The following is an 18,206-nucleotide window of genomic DNA, read 5'->3' as shown; positions in this document are numbered from 1 at the left end:
TAGGGGCCCTTTTGAGCCCTCAAAACGGCCCCTACGGAGCAATCGATGTGTATTACAGCGTGAACCTCAGGGTGACCAGCTGGAACGGGCGCAGCGAAAGCTCCACCGACTGCTCTGCTGCGGCAGTGGTGACGCCCGGCGCGTCGGTGGCGCGCTCCAGCAGGTCCGTGGCCTGGACGGCCGTGACCGGGAAGTTGGCCGTGAGCACGCCGGCGGACCGCTGCCCCAGGGACTCATAGAGGCGGACCACAACATCACCGGAGCCGTCTTCGGCAAGCTTGACCGCCTCGATGACCAGGGCCGGGTTATCCACGGAGAACAGCGGCTCCACGCCGCGGGCGCCCTTCACCAGCCGGGGTGCAAGGTTGGTGCGGTACCCCTCCTCCACAGCGTCGGCGATTCCGGCTCCGGGCCGGATGGTCACGGTCAGTTCCTGATGGCCCCGGTCCGCCGTCGGGTCCGGGAACTTCGGTGCACGCAACAGGGAGAGACGCACCGAGGTGGTGGTCCCGCCGTCGGAATCCCGTACGCTCCTGGTGACATCGTGCCCGTAGGTGGCCGCGTTGGAAATTGCGACGCCGTAGCCGGGCTCGGCCACGTGGATCCAGCGGTGCGCGCAGATCTCGAACTTGGCGGCCTCCCACGAGGTGTTGACATGGGTGGGACGGAAGACATGGCCGAACTGGGTCTCCGAGGCGGAGCGGTCCGCCCTGACGTCCAGCGGGAAGCCCAGCTTGAGCAGCTTCTCGCTCTCCTGCCACTCAACGATGGTGGTGATGGTGAGGGAGCCGCTGCCGGCATCCAGCGTGATCCGCTGGGTGAGCGGTGACGAGCCGGCGACCCGCTCCACCACCACAACGGCACTGGTTCCGGCGTGCTCCACCCGCATGGCCTGCGCCGCCGTGAGGGCGGTGACGTTGCGGCGGTAGAATTCATCGATGTCCCAGGCGTCCCACTCGTTAGGGGTGTCCCGGTGCAGTTCCAGCAGGTTGCCGCGCGCTCCCGGAGCGATGGCTTCGCGTCCCGTGGCGTAGTCGGTGAGGGAGGCAAGCAGGCCATCGGCATCCAGGACAGCCCGGATGATGCCGTTGTCCAGCACGTAACCGCCATCCAGAGCGGTTGCCTGGACCGGCTGGCCGGTCGGCGAAAGCTCTGCGGCAGCCAAGGCCGGAACGCCGTTGCGCGCGTGCGGTGCGGCGTTGAGCAGGAACGTCCGCGACCCCTCGCCGAGGAGCGCGGCCGCTGCCTGCCCGAGGAGGGTTTCGAGGCTGGCGCTGATGGCGGCATAGTTGCGTTCCGCGTCCTGGTGGACCCAGGCGATGGAGCTACCGGGCAGGATGTCGTGGAACTGCTGCAGCAGCACCAGCCGCCAGAGCCGCTTCAGCTCTGCTGCCGGGTACTCGAAGGAACCGGCGCCGCGGACAGCGGCGGTGGCACACCAGAGTTCGGCCTCGCGGAGCAGGTGTTCGCTGCGCCGGTTGCCGCGTTTGGTCTGGGCCTGGCTGGTGTATGTGCCGCGGTGAAGTTCCAGGTACATCTCGCCTACCCAGACCGGCAGGGAGGAATACTCGCGCTCCGCCTGCGCGAAGAAACTCTCGGCGGAACCCACACGGACTTTGGGCGAACCTTCGAGGTCTGCGGTGCGGCTGGCCGCAGCCAGCATTTCACGCGTAGGCCCGCCGCCGCCGTCGCCGTAGCCGAACGGGACGAGCGAGGTGTTCCCGCGTCCGTGGTCGCGGAAGTTCCGCTCGGCGTGCGCCAGTTCGCGCCCGCTGAGCTCGGCGTTGTAGGTGTCAACGGGCGGGAAGTGCGTGAACAGCCGGGTGCCGTCGATGCCTTCCCAGTTGAAGGTATGGTGCGGCATGCGGTTGACCTGGTTCCACGAGATCTTCTGCGTGAGGAACCAGCGGCTGCCCGCCGCCTTGACGATCTGCGGCAGGGCCGCGGAGTAGCCGAAGGTATCCGGGAGCCACGCTTCGCGGCATTCGACGCCGAACTCGTCGAGGAAGAAGTTCTTGCCCTCAATGAACTGCCGGGCCATGGCCTCGCCGCCGGGCATGTTAGTGTCCGACTCGACCCACATGCCGCCCACCGGAACGAACTGCCCGGCCTTGACCTTCTCCCGGATCCGGCCGAAAAGCTCGGGGTAGAACTCCTTCATCCAGGCCAGTTGCTGGGCTGAGGAGCAGGAGAACACAAAGCCCGGATCCTCATCCATCAGCGCCACCACGTTGGAGAACGTCCGGGCACATTTGCGGATGGTTTCGCGCACCGGCCAGAGCCAGGCCGAATCGATGTGCGCGTGGCCCGTAGCCACCAATTGATGGGCGGAAGCGTAGGCGGGCCTGGACAGGACCTCGGCCAGGGTTGCCCGCCCGGCTGCGGCGGTGCCGGGGACGTCGTCGGGATCCATCTGGTCCATCATGCGCTCCAGCGCGCGGAGGATCTCATGGCGCCGCGGCTGCTCCGGAGGGAGTTCGTGCATCAGCCCGGCGAGGGTCCAGATATCCTGCTGGAGTTCCCAGACCGTCTGGTTGAGTTCGGCAATGGCGATCCTTCCCAGCCGGTACTGCGGCGCCGTGCCTGCCGTTTCCTTATCCCCGTAGGGTGTGGCGGCGAAGGTCCAGCCCTGCGCCATGTCCGGGTTGGCGGCCGCTTCAACATAGAAGTCAACGGACATGCCGCTGCCCAGGAGCTTCAGGGGAATGTACTGGTTGCGGGGCGAAATGGCCTTGATGATGGTGCCGTCCGGGCGCCAGGCGATTCCCTCACACTGGAATCCTGGGGCTTCGTTGATGAAGCCAAGATCCACCACAATTTCCACAGCGGTGTCCGGCCCCGTGCCCCAGGCCTCCGGGACGTCGCCCTGCAGGCGAAGCCACTTTGTGCCCCACGGCTGGCCCCAGGCAGCACCGTGTTCCTGCGGCGTGAAGTGATTCCGCAGGGCCTCCATCACTGACACAGGCTCGCCGGGCGCATCCCAGCTGCTCAGGTTCAGCGGAACGGTGCGGGCGTATACGGCGGGAATGATCCGCTCGCGGACGAACCGGTCCAGGCGGACTTCGGTGATCCGGCGGTCGTCATGCAATGTAAACCCTCTTAGGTGCTTGAACTGGAGTACTCGAATCCGGACCAACGCGTCCAATCGATGGATAAAATCTACCGGCTAGTAGCTCAATATCCAAGCGTCACCGGGAATCTTCACCGAAGGTACAGCCCCTGTTTTCTATCCCGGTATCTTCGCGCTTTCCGCTGCCGTGTCCTCCCCGGGAACCTGCTCAGGAACCTGCGTGGGAACGTGCGCGGGGGGCAGCGTGATCCTGCCCTGCCCGGCGTAGATATTCAGGCTGGTGCCCCGGCTGAATCCTGCCAGGGTCATGCCGCTGGCCTCCGCCAGCTCCACAGCCAGGCTCGACGGCGCACTCACCGCCGCCAGCACGGGAATGCCCGCCAACGCGGCTTTCTGGACGAGTTCAAACGACGCGCGGCCCGAGACCTGCAGGACCAGCCCAGCCAGCGGAAGCAACCGCTCCCGCAGGGCCCAGCCCACCACCTTGTCCACGGCGTTGTGGCGTCCCACATCCTCGCGGAGGCACAAGAGCTGCACGCCGCCGTCGTCCGTTATGCGGAAGAGGCCCGCGGCGTGCACTCCGCCGGTGACGTCAAATACGTCCTGGGCTTCGCGGAGCCGCCCGGGCAGGGACGCCAGCACGTCAGCGGGCACGGTCAAAGGGTCCGCCGCCGGGCTGAAATGGGAGGATTTGCGCACTGCCTCGATGGAATCCGTGCCGCAGATACCGCAGGAGCTGGAAGTGAAGACGTTCCGTCCCTTCGCCGGGAGTTCGACGTCGGGCCGCAGCTGGGCTTCCACCACATTGAAGGTCTGGACGCCGTCTTCGTCCTCGCCGGCGCAGAAACGCAACGACACCAGCTGCTCGGGAGCCCAGATGATCCCCTCGGACACCAGGAACCCGGCCACCAGGTCAAAGTCGTCCCCGGGCGTCCGCATGGTCACCGAAAACGACAGCGCACCGATCCGGATTTCCAGCGGCTCTTCAACGGCGAGGACGTCCTCGCGGTGGCGGACCGGGAACTCAAGGGCATTGGGTGAGCCGTCCAACACGTACTTGTGCACTTTGCGGCGCTGCGTCACGCGCCCCATCAGCGAACCGCCAGACTGTCTTGAAGGGCCCCGTGGACGTTCCGGACCTGCCGGCTGGCGCTGTTCATAGGTCCATCATCGCACCACGGGGCGGGCTGTGGCGTACGTGGTTCCGCAGCATGGCGCCTATCCAAGCAGGGCACTCCAGTCCACCGGACCGGCGGGCTTCGCAGCGTCCTTGCCAGCTGCCCGGGTGGCCGGCTTCGCGGCGGACCTGCCCTTGGACTTGGTGCCCGGCTGCTCGGGTGCGGGCACCGGCGGTCCCCACGGCAAGGCGAACGCCGGGACGGGTTCACCCAGCTGGACGCCGTGCGGCGGAACAACCATCACCCCGTGCGCCGACGCCAGCCCGCGCATCATCCCGGGACCCGTGTGCTTGGCCGGTGACGCCATCCCGTAGAGCAGGCGGAAGGGCATCAGCCTGGTCCGGCCCGGCTCCGGTTCGATGGTGGTCCCGCACGGGACCTCCTGCACCGGCGGCATGGTGCCGTGGCCCAGCGCCGCCAGGAGCGGTTCGCCTACCGTGGACAAGGCCATCATGGCCGCCAGCGGGTTTCCGGGGAGCCCCAGGACAAAGCGCCCGTCGGGGAGCTCGGCCAGGACAGCCGGATGGCCGGGGCGCATGGCGATGCCGTCGATGACCAGCCGCCCGCCCAGTTCCGCCACCGCCCGGCGGAGGTGGTCGGTGTCCGAGACGCCCGTACCGCCTGTGGTGATCACCACGTCGGCCGGCAGCACGGAGACGTCCGGCACCTCGGGCGGGAGGTCCGCCAGGCCGTCCAGCCACTCGGCGTAGGAATCGCCGATCCGTTCCTGGCCGCCGTTGATACCGCCGAGCATTTCCACGACGGCCGCGAGCTGCGGGCCAAAGGTGTCCCGGACCTGACCGGGGACCGGCAGCCCGTGGGCCACAACTTCGGAGCCGGTCAGCAGGAGTTTAACCACCGGCTTGCCCTGGACCAGCAGGTCATCGTGCCCGGCCAGGGCCGCGACCGCCAGATGGGCGGGGTTCAGTGTTACGCCGGCTTTGACCAGCACCTCCCCCGCCGCTGCTTCCTCGCCGGCCTTCCTGATGTGCTGGCCGTTCCCGGGCTCGCCGGGGCGGGCGGTGCCGCCGGTCATCAGCAGCGGCAGGCCGTCGTCGTCCGTTCCTAGCAAGGCACTTTCGCTGCGCAGGACCGCTTTGGCGCCGGGCGGAATCAGTCCGCCGGTGACAATGGGGCTGCCCTGGTGGGGTGCCAGCCGCTGGCCGGCTTCCGCCACGATCCACGGACCGCTGCCGTTGACGGCCCATCCATCCATCGCAGACGACGCGTAGTGCGGCATGTCGTGCAACGCAGTGATGTCTTCTGCCAGGACCCTGCCCAGCGCCTGGTTAAGGGGAACCCGGCCCGGCGGAATCGGCGTGGCGATATCAAAGGCGGCCCTGCGCGCCTCATCCCAGGTGTGGGCAAGGTGCTTTACCGGGGCTGTCTGCTGCTCGGGATTTTCGGATACGTCGCCGGGGGCGGCCGTCACTGAACGGGAGTCATTCGACGGGCGTCCCGGCGGATTCGGCGTCATAGTCAGCAGCCAGGGTGCGGGCACGGTCCATGGCAGCGGTCATGGCGGCGGCGTTGGTGGCCTGCCCTGCTCCCGCAGCCAGTCCGGCGGCGAAACCGGCAATAAAGGTGGTGAGCGGGGCGGCGGGGCGGACCACTGAGTGGGCTGCCACGCCTGCCAGCGACAGGATGGTGTTGACGTCGATCTGGACGTCCTCCAGTTCATACGCCTGGAGCAAGGACCTGCACCATTCTTCCAGCGTCTCTTCCTGGCTTTTCACGCTCTGCCTCCCAAATCGTCTGCGGCAGTGTTGCCCCGGAACCCGGCTAGGGGATCCGGACCGGCCACTCCAAGTGCGGCGGCATCGTCCCAGGTGTCCACGTCTGCCGTGGAGCCGGCCGGAACGGCGACAAGCTGCACGTCCAGACTAGCAAGGAGTGCCCTCACCGAACCGTTGATTAAGCGTCCTGTGCTTTCCAGTTCCGCCACGGAACGTTGTAGCGCGGCCGTGCTATAAAAACCGACCAACGGCTGACGGCGGCCATCCTCCGAGACGGCCACCACACCGCCCGGTGCCAAGCCCGCGGGCGCTCGGGCAGTGGGTCCTTGCGCACGCAAAGTAGCCCTCAGCACCGCCACCGCCTGCGCTACGTTGGGCATGTCGCAGGCCAGTATCAGCGTCAGCCCGGGGCGGCTGCCACCCGCGGCGGACAGGGCCGCGAGCCCGGCCGCGATGGCGGCCGCGGGACCGCTAAAGGGGGGTTCTTCGCGGCAACGGAGAAATCCGGCAGGGATTTCTCCGGCCGGCACCTCCCTGGTGTCCGGACCAACCACGACGGCGGCCCGGGCTCCCCTCGCAGCGGCGGCGGAGCGGCGCAACAGGGAGTCGCCGTTGTACGTCAGGCTCTGTTTGGGCACGCCACCGAGCCGCGACGAACGGCCGCCGGCGAGGATGACGGCATCGAAGTTGAGGGGGTCAGCGTCCACCCTCCCAGCTTAACCGCGCGGGCTGGAATGCTGCGCGGGCTGGAACTAGCGTGCGGGATGGAACTACCGTGCGGACCGGAACAAGGCGGCCCGCTCAGGCGGCCCGCTCAGGCAGCAGGAACGGATCCCAGGCCGGAGTGGGCTTCTCAAGTTCCTTGATCTGCCAGATGGTGCCATGCGGCGGTTCCGGATCAAACCTCAGCTTCCAGCCCATTTCAGCCGGTGTGTGGTCACCCTTGGTGTTGTTGCACCGGAGGCACGCGGCCACCAGGTTCTCCCAGGAGTCGGCGCCGCCACGTGATTTGGGCTGCACATGGTCGATGGTGTGGGCACCTTTGCCGCAATACGCGCACCGGTGGCCGTCCCGCCGCAGGACTCCGCGGCGGGAGACTGCGGTGCTCTGGTTGTATCTGGGGCGGATGTAACGGTTCAGGAGAATCACGGACGGGCGGCCCAGGATCTCCTGCGGTCCCACCACGGGATCATCGCCCTCGGCAATGACACTGGCCTTGCCCGTGAGCACAAGCACCAGCGCCCGGCGGAAGGTGACTACCGCCAGCGGTTCATATCCAGCATTCAGAACGAGAGTGCGCATGCACGTACCTCTTTGTGGCCGCACCCGTCAGGGGCACGAGGGCCGGCTGCCCCCGGCATATCCGGGCTATGGATCGACACCACAAGAGTAAACAAAGAATCCCGGGATCAGCTAATCGCAGAAGCGGCCGCCGTCACGTGTCGGATTCGTACATCTCTCCGGATCAGGGCAGCAGCCCGCAGACAGCAAAGGACCCCCGCCGTGAGGCGAGGGTCCTTCGAAGGCTGGATCAGCTGCTAGGACACGCGGATGAAGACCGGTCCCGAGCCAACGTTGGCGCTGAAGACAACGGTCTGGTTGCCGTTGTAGCCGCCGTGCACTGCCTGGCCGTTGCCGGCGTATACGGCAATGTGGGCCACGCCCGCGCCGCCGTCGGCGTAATAGATCAGGTCGCCGGGCTGGGCCTCGGCAGCGCTGACGGTCTGACCCAGGGACAGGTACCCTGCCGGCCAGCCGTGGTAGTTGATGCCCACGGCGGCCAGGGCGTTGGTCACCAGCATGGTGCAGTCCTGGCTGACGCCGAGCTGTGCGTAAGCAGCGGACAGGATGGCAGCACCCTTGCCGCTGGCGGCAACCGGAGCCGAGGGAGCAGTCGGAGTTGCCGACGCTACCTTGATGGTTGCCGCGGCCTTGGCCGGAGCCGGAGCTTCAACAACCGGCTCGGGAGCCTCAACGGGAGCCGGCGTGGTGGTCACTGCGGGCTTTTCGTAGGAGATGGCAATGGTGGAAGCAGCCGAAATGATGGCCGGGGCGGAAACCTCAGCCTCAAGGTTCGAAGCGGACGCAGCTTCACGCTGGACGCCGGTGTCAGCCGCGTTCGCAGCGATACCACTGGTCAGGACAAGGCCGGAAGCAGCAGCGATAACCGCAGCCTGGCGGCCCATGCCGCCGGCGTTGTCGCCGACAGCCTTGGCAATGACAGCCAGCGAGTTGGTCTTGGCGACCTCGGCGCGGTGCCGTGCAACAGTTGCACGTGTAGTCATTAATTTCTCTCTTTCGTGTTCCTCAGGACCGCGTGGCAGTCCAGGGGCTTTGGACGCGCCGGCATCTTGGGGGTACGCCGGCACGCCCCGAACGGGGATTTAGCGAAAAGGTTCCAGCGAAGAACGGCTCCGGCAGCACGAGGCTGCAGGAACTACTGGAATGCAGGAACTACGGGGCCAGCGTGAAGAAGGATCCGCCGCCCGTGGATGCCACGGAGTGGAGCAGCGTGCCCTGTGACGGGTTCAGTGCGCTGATCATCATGCCGTTGCCGACGTAAATGCCAACGTGGGCACCGCCATTCTGCATGACGAGGTCACCGGGGGCCGGTGTGGCGGTGGGCCGCATGGCCGTCCAGGCATTGGTGCGGGGAATGCTGATGCCGGCCTGGGCGTAGACCCACTGCGTGAAGCCGGAGCAGTCCCAGCCATTGGGAGTGGTGCCGCCCCAGACGTAGGGGTGGCCGATACCGGTGTAGGCAAGTGCTGCCAGACCCGAAGCGGCGGCGGAGGAGACAGTGTCAGCGAGCTTGGAGGCCGCGGCCTCGGTTGCGGCAGACCGAGCCCCGGTTTCGGAGGCCGTGGACTGCGCACGGACCGTCTCAACCTTCGGCGCCGGCGTCGTCTTGATGACGGGGCGTTCGAAGGAAACGGTAGCCGTGGGCGCGGCAGTTACGGCGAGTGCCGTCTGCGCGGAACCGGACTCGGTAGAGGCGGAAACGCCGGCGGTGGTATCCGCGGCGTTGGCCGGAAGCCCCATGCTCAGGATCAGACCTGATGCAGCTGCGATAACAGCAGCCTGGCGACCTACGGTCCCGGCATTGGCACTGACGGCCTTGGACACGGAGCCCAAGGGGTTAGTGCGAACCGGTTGTGCGCGGTGACGCGCAGAAGTATGGCGTGAAGACACGAAGGTAGCCTCTCCCAATGCCTGCGAGGTGAGCTGTCGGATTCGGATGGGAGTCACCCGGCCGCGCCGCTTCACAGTGGAAGCTTTGCGACTTAACCCCAAGGCCTTCAGAATCGAAGACCAAAATTGGTTCCCCCGCCCCTGCCAGACGATGTCATGCGAACGGACCTTGAGCGGTGGCAGAGCTAGGCAATCCACTCAAGAACGTCAACTTCGGAAAAGTTGACGCGCTTTAGACGTTACAGGAGTTCCGAGCCAATGTCACGTTCAGGTCACGGCACGTCGCTGCGATTCGAGAGTTGGCCATCATTTGGGTCAGAGCCAGCCGGTGGGGTCGACGACTTCGCCGTTGATCTGGACCTCGAAGTGGAGGTGGCAGCCCGTGGATGCGCCCGTGGTGCCGCTGAGGGCAACCACGTCGCCGCGGCTGACCGTCTGGCCTACCCTGACGGTGGCGGAGGAGAGGTGGTTGTAGGTGGTTTCAAGGCCATTGCCGTGATCGACCACCACGCGGTTGCCGCCGCCGTACTGGTGCCAGCCCACGAAGGTCACGGTGCCGCTGGCAGCAGCCAGGACAGAGGTTCCGCACTGTGCCACGAAGTCCTGGCCACGATGGAAGTCGCCGGAGCCGCCGGTAATCGGGCTGACCCGGAATCCGAAGGGTGAGGCCGTAGCCAGCTGGGCGAGCGGCGCGCCGAGGCTTCCGGCAGAGGCGGCGCGGGTAATGGATCCCGCGGACTGGGCACTCAGGAGCTGCTTCAATTTCCCGTCGGGATCACCCTGGGTCACCACGGACGAGCGGCTGAAATCGATTTGGGCGGCGGCTTCGGCGGTAACTTCGGGCTGCGGAGCAGCGGAAACGGCTGACGCAGCCTGGCCGGGTGCCGGAGTGGCCATCACGGGGCCGGTCACAGGAACCGTCACGGTGAGAGCCAAGCCTGTTGCCGCCAAGGCGATGCCGGCCTTCTGGCCGAGGCCACTGGCGGCGGCGAAATCCGTCATCTGCCGGAAGGGTCCCCGGCGGCGGCGGGCTTCCCGCTGCGGGTCGCGGGGCCTCTCCGCGGTGAAATCCCCGGCCACGCTGGGCGCCGAGGCGGGACCCACCGCGCGACGGCGGCCCCTGGAGTATTGCGTGGTCAAGAATGTTCCTCTCTGGATAGCCTGCGAAGTTAGCTGTCGGATTCGGGTCAGAGAGTTCAAAGACCCGGTCCGCCGTGACAAGCACTTGGCGCAGAGATATCCCGTGAGGATCCTTCGCTGGAAGAGGCTTGCTGCTGACGGACTTAACCCCAAGGCAGTCTTACGACTGCCGGTTGTGGTTCCCCCGCCTCTGCCAGTTGTTGACTGATGCACCTGATCCGCTGGCAGAGCTCGGCTCCGGATCAGGTAACGCTTTTGTATCGACGCTGAGCTTCAAACTATAGGTGATTAACCTGGACAGTAACAATTCCGTTATCTTTGCGGAACCGGTCGTCACTGCGCTACGGCACGGCCCCACGCACGGACCCACACGGCGGACCGCCTTCCCGTCAGCTGACGGAAACGAAGACGTGGGATGCCACTTCCGGGGGCAACTCGAGCGCCCCTTCGATTCCCGGCACGCGCACGGAAATGTACTCACCTACGCGCTCCAGGGACACCGTGGCACCGGGCCTGATCCCGCCTTCATCCAGCTGGACCAGCAGCTCAGGTTCCACCTGGATGGGCTCAGCCAGCCGGCTGACTGTCACGTTCGACGCCGGCCCGTAGCCCTGCATCGCATCAAGGAGATTAATCACACCGGCGTCAGGGAGCTCGGGCGCCGGCCCGCCCAGGGCGGCCAGCCCGGGGATGGGGTTGCCGTACGGAGATTCGGTTGGGTGGTTGAGCAATTCGTAGATGCGCTGCTCGACGCGTTCGCTCATCACATGCTCCCAGCGGCACGCTTCATCGTGGACATAGGCCCAGTCCAGGCCAATCACATCCGCCAGGAGCCGTTCCGCGAGCCTGTGCTTGCGCATCACTTCCGTGGCGCGTTTCCGCCCGGCTTCCGTGAGCTCCAAGTGGCGGTCTCCGGAGACCACTACCAGTCCGTCGCGTTCCATCCGGCCGATGGTTTGGGACACCGTGGGTCCGGAGTGCCGCAGCCGTTCGGCGATGCGTGCGCGAAGAGCAACGATGTTCTCTTCTTCAAGCTCCAAAATGGTCCGAAGATACATCTCCGTAGTATCGATCAGATCCGTCATCCAGCTCAGCTCCTCGAGCGCAGTACCTTGCGTTGTCCCACCGTATCGCGTCCCGCTCAGCGGCGAGGTCCGCTAAAAAGCTTAGCCTATTTTGAATTTGTCTGGATAATCCCCGGGCGGGGACAAACGGTCTCATTGGCCGGACTATGACGGCGCCGGTTCCCGCCCAATCGGAGGGTTCAGGCAGAATAAAGGAGGTCCTTATGCAGTCACCGCCGACTACCGGCCACCCCACCGCCCGGACGTGAGCCACGTCCATGCCGAAATTGGAGCCCCCGTGAGCGAAACCAGCATCACTATTCCCGCCGACCTCCTGCCAAAGGATGGACGGTTCGGCGCAGGACCCTCCAAGGTCAGGCCGGAGCAGCTCGAAGCGCTCTCAGCGGCGTCCAAGACCATCCTGGGCACCTCCCACCGCCAGGCTCCGGTCAAGAACCTCGTGGGCTCCGTCCGTGAAGGCCTCAGCCGGTTCTTCCGTGCCCCCGAAGGCTACGAAGTGGTCCTCGGCGTCGGCGGCTCCACCGCATTCTGGGACGTCGCCAGCTTCGGCCTGGTGGAAAAGAAGGCCCAGCACCTGTCCTTCGGCGAGTTCGGCTCCAAATTCGCCTCGGCCACCAACAAGGCCCCGTTCCTGGACGCCTCCTCCATCATCAAGTCCGAGCCCGGCACCCGCCCGGTATCGGCCGCCGAGGCAGGCGTGGATGTCTACGCCTGGCCGCAGAACGAAACCTCCACGGGTGTCGCGGCTCCGGTCAAGCGCGTGGCGGGCGCCGACGCCGGCTCCCTGGTCCTGGTGGACGCCACCTCTGCAGCCGGCGGCCTGGACGTGGACGTCTCCGAGGCCGATGTCTACTACTTCGCCCCGCAGAAGAACTTCGCGTCCGACGGCGGCCTGTGGCTGGGCCTCTTCTCCCCCGCCGCGCTGGAACGCGCCGCCCGGGTCAAGGCCAGCGGCCGCTGGATCCCGGACTTCCTGGACCTTCAGACCGCCATCGACAACTCCAAGCTGAACCAGACCTACAACACGCCGTCGCTGAGCACATTGGTAACCCTGGACAACCAGGTGCAGTGGCTGAACGCCAACGGCGGCCTGGACTTCGCGTCCGCCCGCACCGCTGACTCCGCCGGCCGGATCTACTCCTGGGCCGAGGCCTCCGAGTACGCCACCCCGTTCGTGGCCAAGGCGGAGGACCGTTCCAACGTCATCGCCACCATCGACTTCGACGACTCGATCGACGCCGCCGCGATCGCCAAGGTGCTCCGCGCCAACGGGATCGTGGACACCGAGCCGTACCGCAAGCTGGGCCGCAACCAGCTCCGGATCGCCACGTTTGTTGCCATCGAGCCGGCTGACGTCTCCGCGCTGCTGGCAAGCATCGACTACGTGGTGGGCGAACTGCGCAAGTAGATCCTCCCGCGCGAACGGACACTTGGGGCCCAGGAACCGGGGCCCCAAGTGTCCGTTCGCGCTGTGTTGTGGTGGCGCCAGTTTGTCAGCGTCCGACGGCGTCGTCCGGGTTTTCGTCCCGGGCGGCGCCCTTTGCGTTGTCCCCCGGTTGTTGGACGCCCAGATGGGAGACGACGCCGAAGTACCGCAGGCCGCGGGCGCGCCGGTTGAAGGTGAGCCGGAGCCGCTGAGCGCGGATGATCCAGATCATTCCGATCACGGCGGAGATAATCCCGGAAGCGGCCGCAACGGAAAGCGACCACCGGGGGCCGGCGACGTTGGCCACCCATCCCACCAACGGGGCGCCGATGGGTGTGCCGCCCATAAAGATGGCCATATACAGGGCCATGACCCTGCCCCGCATCACGGGATCGGTGGTGGTCTGGACGTAGCCGTTGGCACTGGTCATCATGGTGATCGCGGACAGGCCCACCGGCACCAGCGCGACGCCGAACCAGAAGTAGTCCGGGGCAAGCGCGGCCAGTCCCGAGGTCACCCCAAAGGCAGCCGCCGCGCCGAAGATCATCCGCAAGCGGGGCTTGCCGCGGCCGGCGGAAAGCAGTGCGCCTGCCACGGAACCGATGGCCATGATGGAATTCATGAGCCCGAACGCGCTGGCGTCCAGCCCGAATTCCGTGCCCACCATGGCGGCGATGAACAGCACGAAGTTAAGGCCGAGTGTTCCCACGATGAACACGGCCACCAGGACCACCACTATGTCCGGCCGGAACCGCACATAGCGCAGCCCTTCCCGGATCCGGCCCTTGCCCGGGGCCGCCCTGGGAAGCCGCCGCAAGGACGCGGCGGGGATCTTCCACAGGCTCAGGAGCATGGCCAGGAACGTGAAGGTGTTGATCAGGAACACCCAGCCGGGACCTACCGCTACGGTGAGGACGCCGGCCACGGCGGGCCCGATCATCCGGGCGACATTGAAGGAGGCACTGTTCAGGGCCACGGCGTTGGGCAGGTAGTCGTCCCGCACCAGTTCAGAAACAAAGGTCTGCCGCACCGGGGCATCGAGGGCGGAGACCATGCCCAGCAGCAGGGCGAAGCCGTAGACGTGCCACAGCTGGCCGGCGCCGAGCACCACGAGGATGCCCAGGCCGGTGCTCAGGATGGCCATCATTGACTGGGTGATGATGAGCAGCTGCCGGCGGCTGTATCGGTCCGCCACGAGGCCGGCGACCGGTGCCAGGAAAAGCTGCGGCCCCAGCTGCAGCGCCATGGTGATGCCCATGGCCCCGGCGTCGTGATCGGAGAGGTGGTCAAACACCAGCCAGTCCTGGGCCGTCCGCTGCATCCAGGTTCCGATGTTGGAAACCAGCGCGCCGAGGAACCAGATCCGGTAGTTGAGGATGTGCAGGGATTTGAAGGTGGACATCAGGCCCGGCCTTCTTGGTTCTCAACCCTGCGCATTAGCAACTGCTTAGTCAGCCTCGCCGGCGGGGTCGTCGTCTTCGGATTCTTCGTCCCGGTCTTCGGACCCGGGAGTGTCAGCCTCGGCGTGCGAAGTGTCCGGCTCCGCAGCGGAAGCCTCAGCAGCGCGCGGCTCCTCTTCCTCTGCCGCCTGTGCGTCCTCGGGGCGGACGCGCTCGGCCCACGGCACCCACTCCGGGGAGAGGATGGAGTCCTCCGACGGCAGGAGGCCAAGCTCGCTGACCGTGACCACCTTGGAGCGGGAGTTCCTGGTCAGGACCGCGTACCACTGCCAGCCGTGGTAGCCGGCCATTCTTGATTCGAAGAGGTGGGTGACCAGGCGGTCGCCCTCACTTTTGGCAGCCAGGTGCGCACCGATGTCCGACGCCGCCGCGATGCCTTCGATGGCGGTTCGCGCCTCGCCAACGGCAGCGGCGAGGAAGGCATCCGGCTTTCCGGTACGCCATGCGGGCACGCCTGCGCGGCGCTTGGCCTCGGCTTTGGCGCCTGCTTTCTCCGCTGTTGTGGTGTCCGGCTGTTCAGCTTCCGCGTTCATGGCCAAGACCTAAACGTCCAGCTCGTCGGCAACCTTACGCAGGGCAGCCGCGATGGCTTTGCCCTTGTTGCCTTCCGGGTACTTGCCCGCGGACAGGGTTCCGGAGAGGTTGTCCAGCACGCTGACCAGGTCCTGGACCAGCGGCGCAAGGTCCCGGGCGCTGGGCCGCTTGGCCTTGGCGATAGACGGCGTCTTGTCCAGGACGCGCAGGCCCAGGGCCTGTGCACCCTTGCGGCCGTCGGCAACGCCGAACTCAACCCGGGTGCCGGCCTTCAGCTCCGTGATGCCTTCGGGCAGCGATGATTTGGGCAGGAAGACTTCCTGGCCGTCCTCGCCTGCGAGAAATCCGAAACCTTTTTCCTTGTCATACCACTTGACCTTGCCGGTAGGCACGTAATCAACCTTCTTCGTTCTGACGTCTTCTGACACGGCCGGCAGTCACCGCATCCGCACCGATGTGCGGGTTCAGGGTATGACAGCGACGGACCGTGTTGGTCTGTTCTTCAAGGTTATCCTGCCGGGGGCCGGAATCCTGCTTTCACGCACCCTTCGTCCTGCCGCCTTCCTGCGGCTGTGTGCCCGCCGCTCACGGCCGCCTGTGGCGCCACCACCGGCCGCCCGGCTGTTAGCGTTGCCTGCATGACACCCTCGCGATACCGGCGCCCACTGATGATCTTCGCAGCGGTTGTTGCCATGCTTTCCCTCGTGGCGGTGGGAGCCGTCATGGCACTGGCCTTCGCAGGCTCCGCTGCTCCGGCCTGGGTCACTGCCACTGCCCTGTACGGGTTGCCTGTGGCGTTCCTGCTGATGCTTTTCCTGGTGCTGGACAGCGTGGCGGGACGGCGCCGGGCAGGAAAGTCCGGCGGGCGGTAACGTTGGACTGATGTCCCTTATTCGCGCGCTCAGCAAAGAACTGGAAGCACGCAGCGATGACTCGTTGCGGGCGCTCTTTGCAGCGCGGCCGGACCTTATGTCCCCCGCAGTTCCTGACTTTTCCGCCCTTGCCGCGCGGGCGAGTGCGCGGGTCAGCGTCCAGCGCGCGCTCGAGCGGCTTAACAGGCCACAGATGCAGGTGCTGGAAACACTGCACCTGTGTACCAACACGGACACCGAACACAGCGCCTCGGCGGCGGGCGTCCGGAAACTCATTGCAGGGTCCACGGTGGCGGCGCTGGAACGCATCCTGGCCTCGCTCCAGGAACTGGCTTTGGTGCACCGGGCAGAGCCGCCGCATGGAACGGCCGTTTCGGGCCACCGCCAGCGCTACTACCTGCCGGTGGGAAGCCTCAAGGACGTGGTGGGAATCTATCCTGCGGGGCTGGGGCGCAGCTACACCGAGCTGGTCCGGCTCCAGCCCGCGTTTGCCCAGCGGGCAGTCCAGCTCGTTGCCGAGCTGCGCCGCAGCGGCGTCTCCATCCAGAACGCCACCACCCCCATGGAGGCAGCCCTCGCGCTGCAGCATTGGACATCCTCGCCCGAGGCACTCGGCGAGGCTTTGGCCGGAGCCCCGGAACGCACGACGGCGTTGCTCGCCAAATTCCGCAACTGGGCCATGGGTGCCGTCCCCCAGGCGCAACGGAAAGCGTCGGTCTCGAACCAGGGCGCCGACGTCGGGCCCGTTGACTGGCTCCTGGCCCGGGGCCTGCTGGTCCCCTTGGACGCCGCGCACGTGGAATTGCCGCATAGCGTGGGATTGTCGCTGCGTGGCGGCGCCATCATCAATGACTTCTCGCTGTCCCCGCCGGTTCCGGAGCTGGGCAGCACCACCGCTGCGCTTCGCCGGAACGCGGCGCTGGGCGCCATCGCCGAAACCCTCCGGCTGGTGGGTGACCTCCTCCACGCCGTCCGCGAACAGCCGCTGGCCACGCTGCGCAGCGGCGGCGTGGGTGTCCGGGAAATGAAGCGGCTGGCCGAGACGCTTCGCATCGACCAGCACCGGGCGGGCCTGCTGCTGGAGGTCAGCGCCCTCGCCGGCCTGTTGCGCCTTGATGTGGACTCGTCCTCGTGGGTGCAGCCCCCGCAGCTGGAGTGGCTGGCCCTCCCCCGCCAGGAGCAGTGGCTGTGGCTGGTCAATGCCTGGCTCGCGAGCGAGCGTGTGCCTTCACTGGTGGGTCAGCCCGCTAACGGCCCCGGCGGCGTTCCCGCCGCGCACCGCGCCCTGGCCGGGAACACCGTTAATGCCCTTTCGGCAGAGGCGCAGCGGCCGGACGCCCCGGTGGTCAGGAAGCGGATCCTGGAAATCCTGGAGGAACTCACCCAGGAGGCTGCCGCTGCGGACGGCACGGCACCGGTCCTGGATGCTGCGGCCGTCCTCCAGCGGGCTGAATGGACGCAGCCGCGGATGGCCCGCCGGTTCAGTTCCCTGATCAGGGGTGTGCTCGCGGAAGCGGAGCTGCTCGGACTGATCGGCTCCGGTGCATTGAGCCAGCTGGGCAGCGCCATTGCCGAAGACAATCCGGACGAAGCCTTGGGCATCCTGGGCGAGCACCTGCCTGCGGCACTGAACCACGTCCTGCTGCAGGCGGACCTGACCGCAGTTGCCCCGGGCTACCTGGCTCCGGAGCTGACCGAAAAGCTACTGGTGATGGCCGACGCCGAGGGGCACGGGCCCGCCACTATCTACCGGTTCTCCGCCAACTCGGTCCGGCGGGCGCTGGACGCCGGGCATGACGCCTCGAGCCTGCTGGAGTTCCTGCGTGAGCATTCGGCCACGGCCGTGCCCCAGCCCTTGGAATACCTGGTGGAGGACACCGCGGCCCGGCACGGCCGGCTCCGGGTGGGAACGGCCGCCAGCTTTATCCAAAGCGATGATGAGGCAACGGTGCTGGAGCTGGCGGCGGAGTCCAAAGCCGCCGGCCTGGGGCTGGCCCGCATTGCGCCGACGGTACTGATCTCCACCGCTCCGCCGCGGGAAACAGCCCAGGTCCTGCGCGGACTGGGCCTCTCGCCGTCGGTGGACCAGGCCGAGCCCGGAGTGGTCCGGCTCCGCCGCACTAACCATGTTCCCGGCAGCGCCCGCCCCGTCTACACGGCGCCGCGGACCGCGCCCGCCGAGGACGACGTCGCCGCGCAGCTGGCCGTCCTGCGGAACAGGCGGGCTGAAGCCTCCGGGAACCACGCAGGCCCGGTGGCTGGCTCCGGCGAAGCCGCGACCCAGCTTGGCCTGGAGACCCTGCAGCGGGCTATCCGGCTCAAGCAGCTTGTGAGCATGAACGTGGTGGACAGCCAGGGGAATTCCTGCCTTGAAACAGTTGTTCCCCTCTCCGTAAACGGCGGACGCGTCAGGGTCTTTGATCCTGCCAAGGAAACCGAGCGCGTACTCTCCATCCACCGCATTATCGACATTGAGGCCGCAGAAGAACTGCGCCAGTGAAGGACTGCCCCGC

16 protein-coding genes and 2 riboswitches are annotated in these 18,206 nt (G+C 66.8%); of the genes, 3 read left to right on the top strand and 13 right to left on the bottom strand.

Annotated elements, in window-relative coordinates:
- Positions 1 to 52 precede the first annotated feature (52 nt).
- The 10 genes from ASG77_RS14340 to ASG77_RS14295 form a co-directional block, all read right to left on the bottom strand.
- Positions 53 to 3,088 carry an alpha-mannosidase gene (locus tag ASG77_RS14340; RefSeq protein ID WP_056346666.1) on the bottom strand — a complete coding sequence of 1,012 codons (3,036 nt, stop codon included), beginning with the start codon at positions 3,086 to 3,088 and terminating at the stop codon, positions 53 to 55.
- A gap of 138 nt (positions 3,089 to 3,226) precedes the next feature.
- Positions 3,227 to 4,162 carry a formate dehydrogenase accessory sulfurtransferase FdhD gene (gene fdhD / locus ASG77_RS14335; RefSeq protein WP_082576062.1) on the bottom strand — a complete coding sequence of 312 codons (936 nt, stop codon included), beginning with the start codon at positions 4,160 to 4,162 and terminating at the stop codon, positions 3,227 to 3,229.
- Positions 4,163 to 4,288: 126 nt separating this feature from the next.
- Complete coding sequence (locus ASG77_RS14330; protein ID WP_082576061.1) at positions 4,289 to 5,725, bottom strand: molybdopterin molybdotransferase MoeA; 1,437 nt, start codon at positions 5,723 to 5,725, stop codon at positions 4,289 to 4,291.
- Positions 5,691 to 5,984 (bottom strand): DUF6457 domain-containing protein, encoded by a 294-nt coding sequence (locus tag ASG77_RS22265; RefSeq protein WP_056346664.1) that lies wholly within the window; start codon positions 5,982 to 5,984, stop codon positions 5,691 to 5,693. Before ASG77_RS22265 ends, ASG77_RS14330 begins: the two co-directional genes overlap by 35 nt.
- Complete coding sequence (gene mobA / locus ASG77_RS14320) at positions 5,981 to 6,691, bottom strand: molybdenum cofactor guanylyltransferase (RefSeq protein ID WP_056346657.1); 711 nt, start codon at positions 6,689 to 6,691, stop codon at positions 5,981 to 5,983. The genes ASG77_RS22265 and mobA overlap by 4 nt, the downstream gene beginning before the upstream one ends.
- Positions 6,692 to 6,785: 94 nt before the next feature.
- Positions 6,786 to 7,286 (bottom strand): HNH endonuclease, encoded by a 501-nt coding sequence (locus tag ASG77_RS14315; protein WP_056346655.1) that lies wholly within the window; start codon positions 7,284 to 7,286, stop codon positions 6,786 to 6,788.
- A 236-nt stretch (positions 7,287 to 7,522) separates the two neighbouring features.
- On the bottom strand, positions 7,523 to 8,269 hold the full coding sequence (locus ASG77_RS14310; protein WP_056346653.1) for an NlpC/P60 family protein: 747 nt from the start codon (positions 8,267 to 8,269) through the stop codon (positions 7,523 to 7,525).
- A gap of 169 nt (positions 8,270 to 8,438) precedes the next feature.
- Positions 8,439 to 9,110, bottom strand: coding sequence for a C40 family peptidase (locus ASG77_RS14305; RefSeq protein ID WP_056347310.1), 672 nt, complete (start codon positions 9,108 to 9,110; stop codon positions 8,439 to 8,441).
- A 70-nt stretch (positions 9,111 to 9,180) separates the two neighbouring features.
- A riboswitch (cyclic di-AMP (ydaO/yuaA leader) is annotated at positions 9,181 to 9,343 on the bottom strand.
- Between the two features lie 148 nt (positions 9,344 to 9,491).
- Positions 9,492 to 10,316, bottom strand: coding sequence for a M23 family metallopeptidase (locus ASG77_RS14300; RefSeq protein ID WP_056346651.1), 825 nt, complete (start codon positions 10,314 to 10,316; stop codon positions 9,492 to 9,494).
- A gap of 3 nt (positions 10,317 to 10,319) precedes the next feature.
- Positions 10,320 to 10,532, bottom strand: a riboswitch (cyclic di-AMP (ydaO/yuaA leader).
- Positions 10,533 to 10,705: 173 nt separating this feature from the next.
- Complete coding sequence (locus ASG77_RS14295) at positions 10,706 to 11,401, bottom strand: metal-dependent transcriptional regulator (RefSeq protein ID WP_056346649.1); 696 nt, start codon at positions 11,399 to 11,401, stop codon at positions 10,706 to 10,708.
- Positions 11,402 to 11,678: 277 nt separating this feature from the next.
- Between ASG77_RS14295 and serC the strand changes: the two genes are divergently transcribed.
- Positions 11,679 to 12,809, top strand: coding sequence for a phosphoserine transaminase (gene serC / locus ASG77_RS14290; protein WP_056346647.1), 1,131 nt, complete (start codon positions 11,679 to 11,681; stop codon positions 12,807 to 12,809).
- Positions 12,810 to 12,894: 85 nt separating this feature from the next.
- Here the strand turns inward: serC and ASG77_RS14285 are convergent, their stop codons facing one another.
- From ASG77_RS14285 to ASG77_RS14275, 3 genes are read right to left on the bottom strand one after another with little or no spacing between them, the layout of a single operon-like run.
- A complete protein-coding gene (locus ASG77_RS14285) occupies positions 12,895 to 14,229 on the bottom strand; it encodes an MFS transporter (RefSeq protein ID WP_056346645.1) in 1,335 nt (444 codons plus the stop codon).
- Between the two features lie 45 nt (positions 14,230 to 14,274).
- A complete protein-coding gene (locus ASG77_RS14280; RefSeq protein ID WP_056346644.1) occupies positions 14,275 to 14,820 on the bottom strand; it encodes a DUF3027 domain-containing protein in 546 nt (181 codons plus the stop codon).
- 9 nt (positions 14,821 to 14,829) lie between these two features.
- Complete coding sequence (locus ASG77_RS14275; RefSeq protein WP_056347308.1) at positions 14,830 to 15,213, bottom strand: cold-shock protein; 384 nt, start codon at positions 15,211 to 15,213, stop codon at positions 14,830 to 14,832.
- Positions 15,214 to 15,459: 246 nt separating this feature from the next.
- On the opposite strand from ASG77_RS14275, the gene ASG77_RS14270 reads away from it, so the two are divergent.
- Together ASG77_RS14270 and ASG77_RS14265 are read left to right on the top strand one after the other, a co-directional pair.
- Positions 15,460 to 15,693, top strand: a complete 234-nt coding sequence (locus ASG77_RS14270; protein WP_056346643.1) for a hypothetical protein — start codon at positions 15,460 to 15,462, stop codon at positions 15,691 to 15,693.
- 10 nt (positions 15,694 to 15,703) lie between these two features.
- A complete protein-coding gene (locus ASG77_RS14265; RefSeq protein ID WP_056346638.1) occupies positions 15,704 to 18,193 on the top strand; it encodes a helicase-associated domain-containing protein in 2,490 nt (829 codons plus the stop codon).
- Positions 18,194 to 18,206 lie beyond the last annotated feature (13 nt).

The sequence above is a fragment of the Arthrobacter sp. Soil762 genome (assembly GCF_001428335.1).
Classification (GTDB): domain Bacteria; phylum Actinomycetota; class Actinomycetes; order Actinomycetales; family Micrococcaceae; genus Arthrobacter.
Note: the sequence above shows the minus strand (reverse complement) of the source record. Positions and strands in the feature narration are given on the sequence as shown.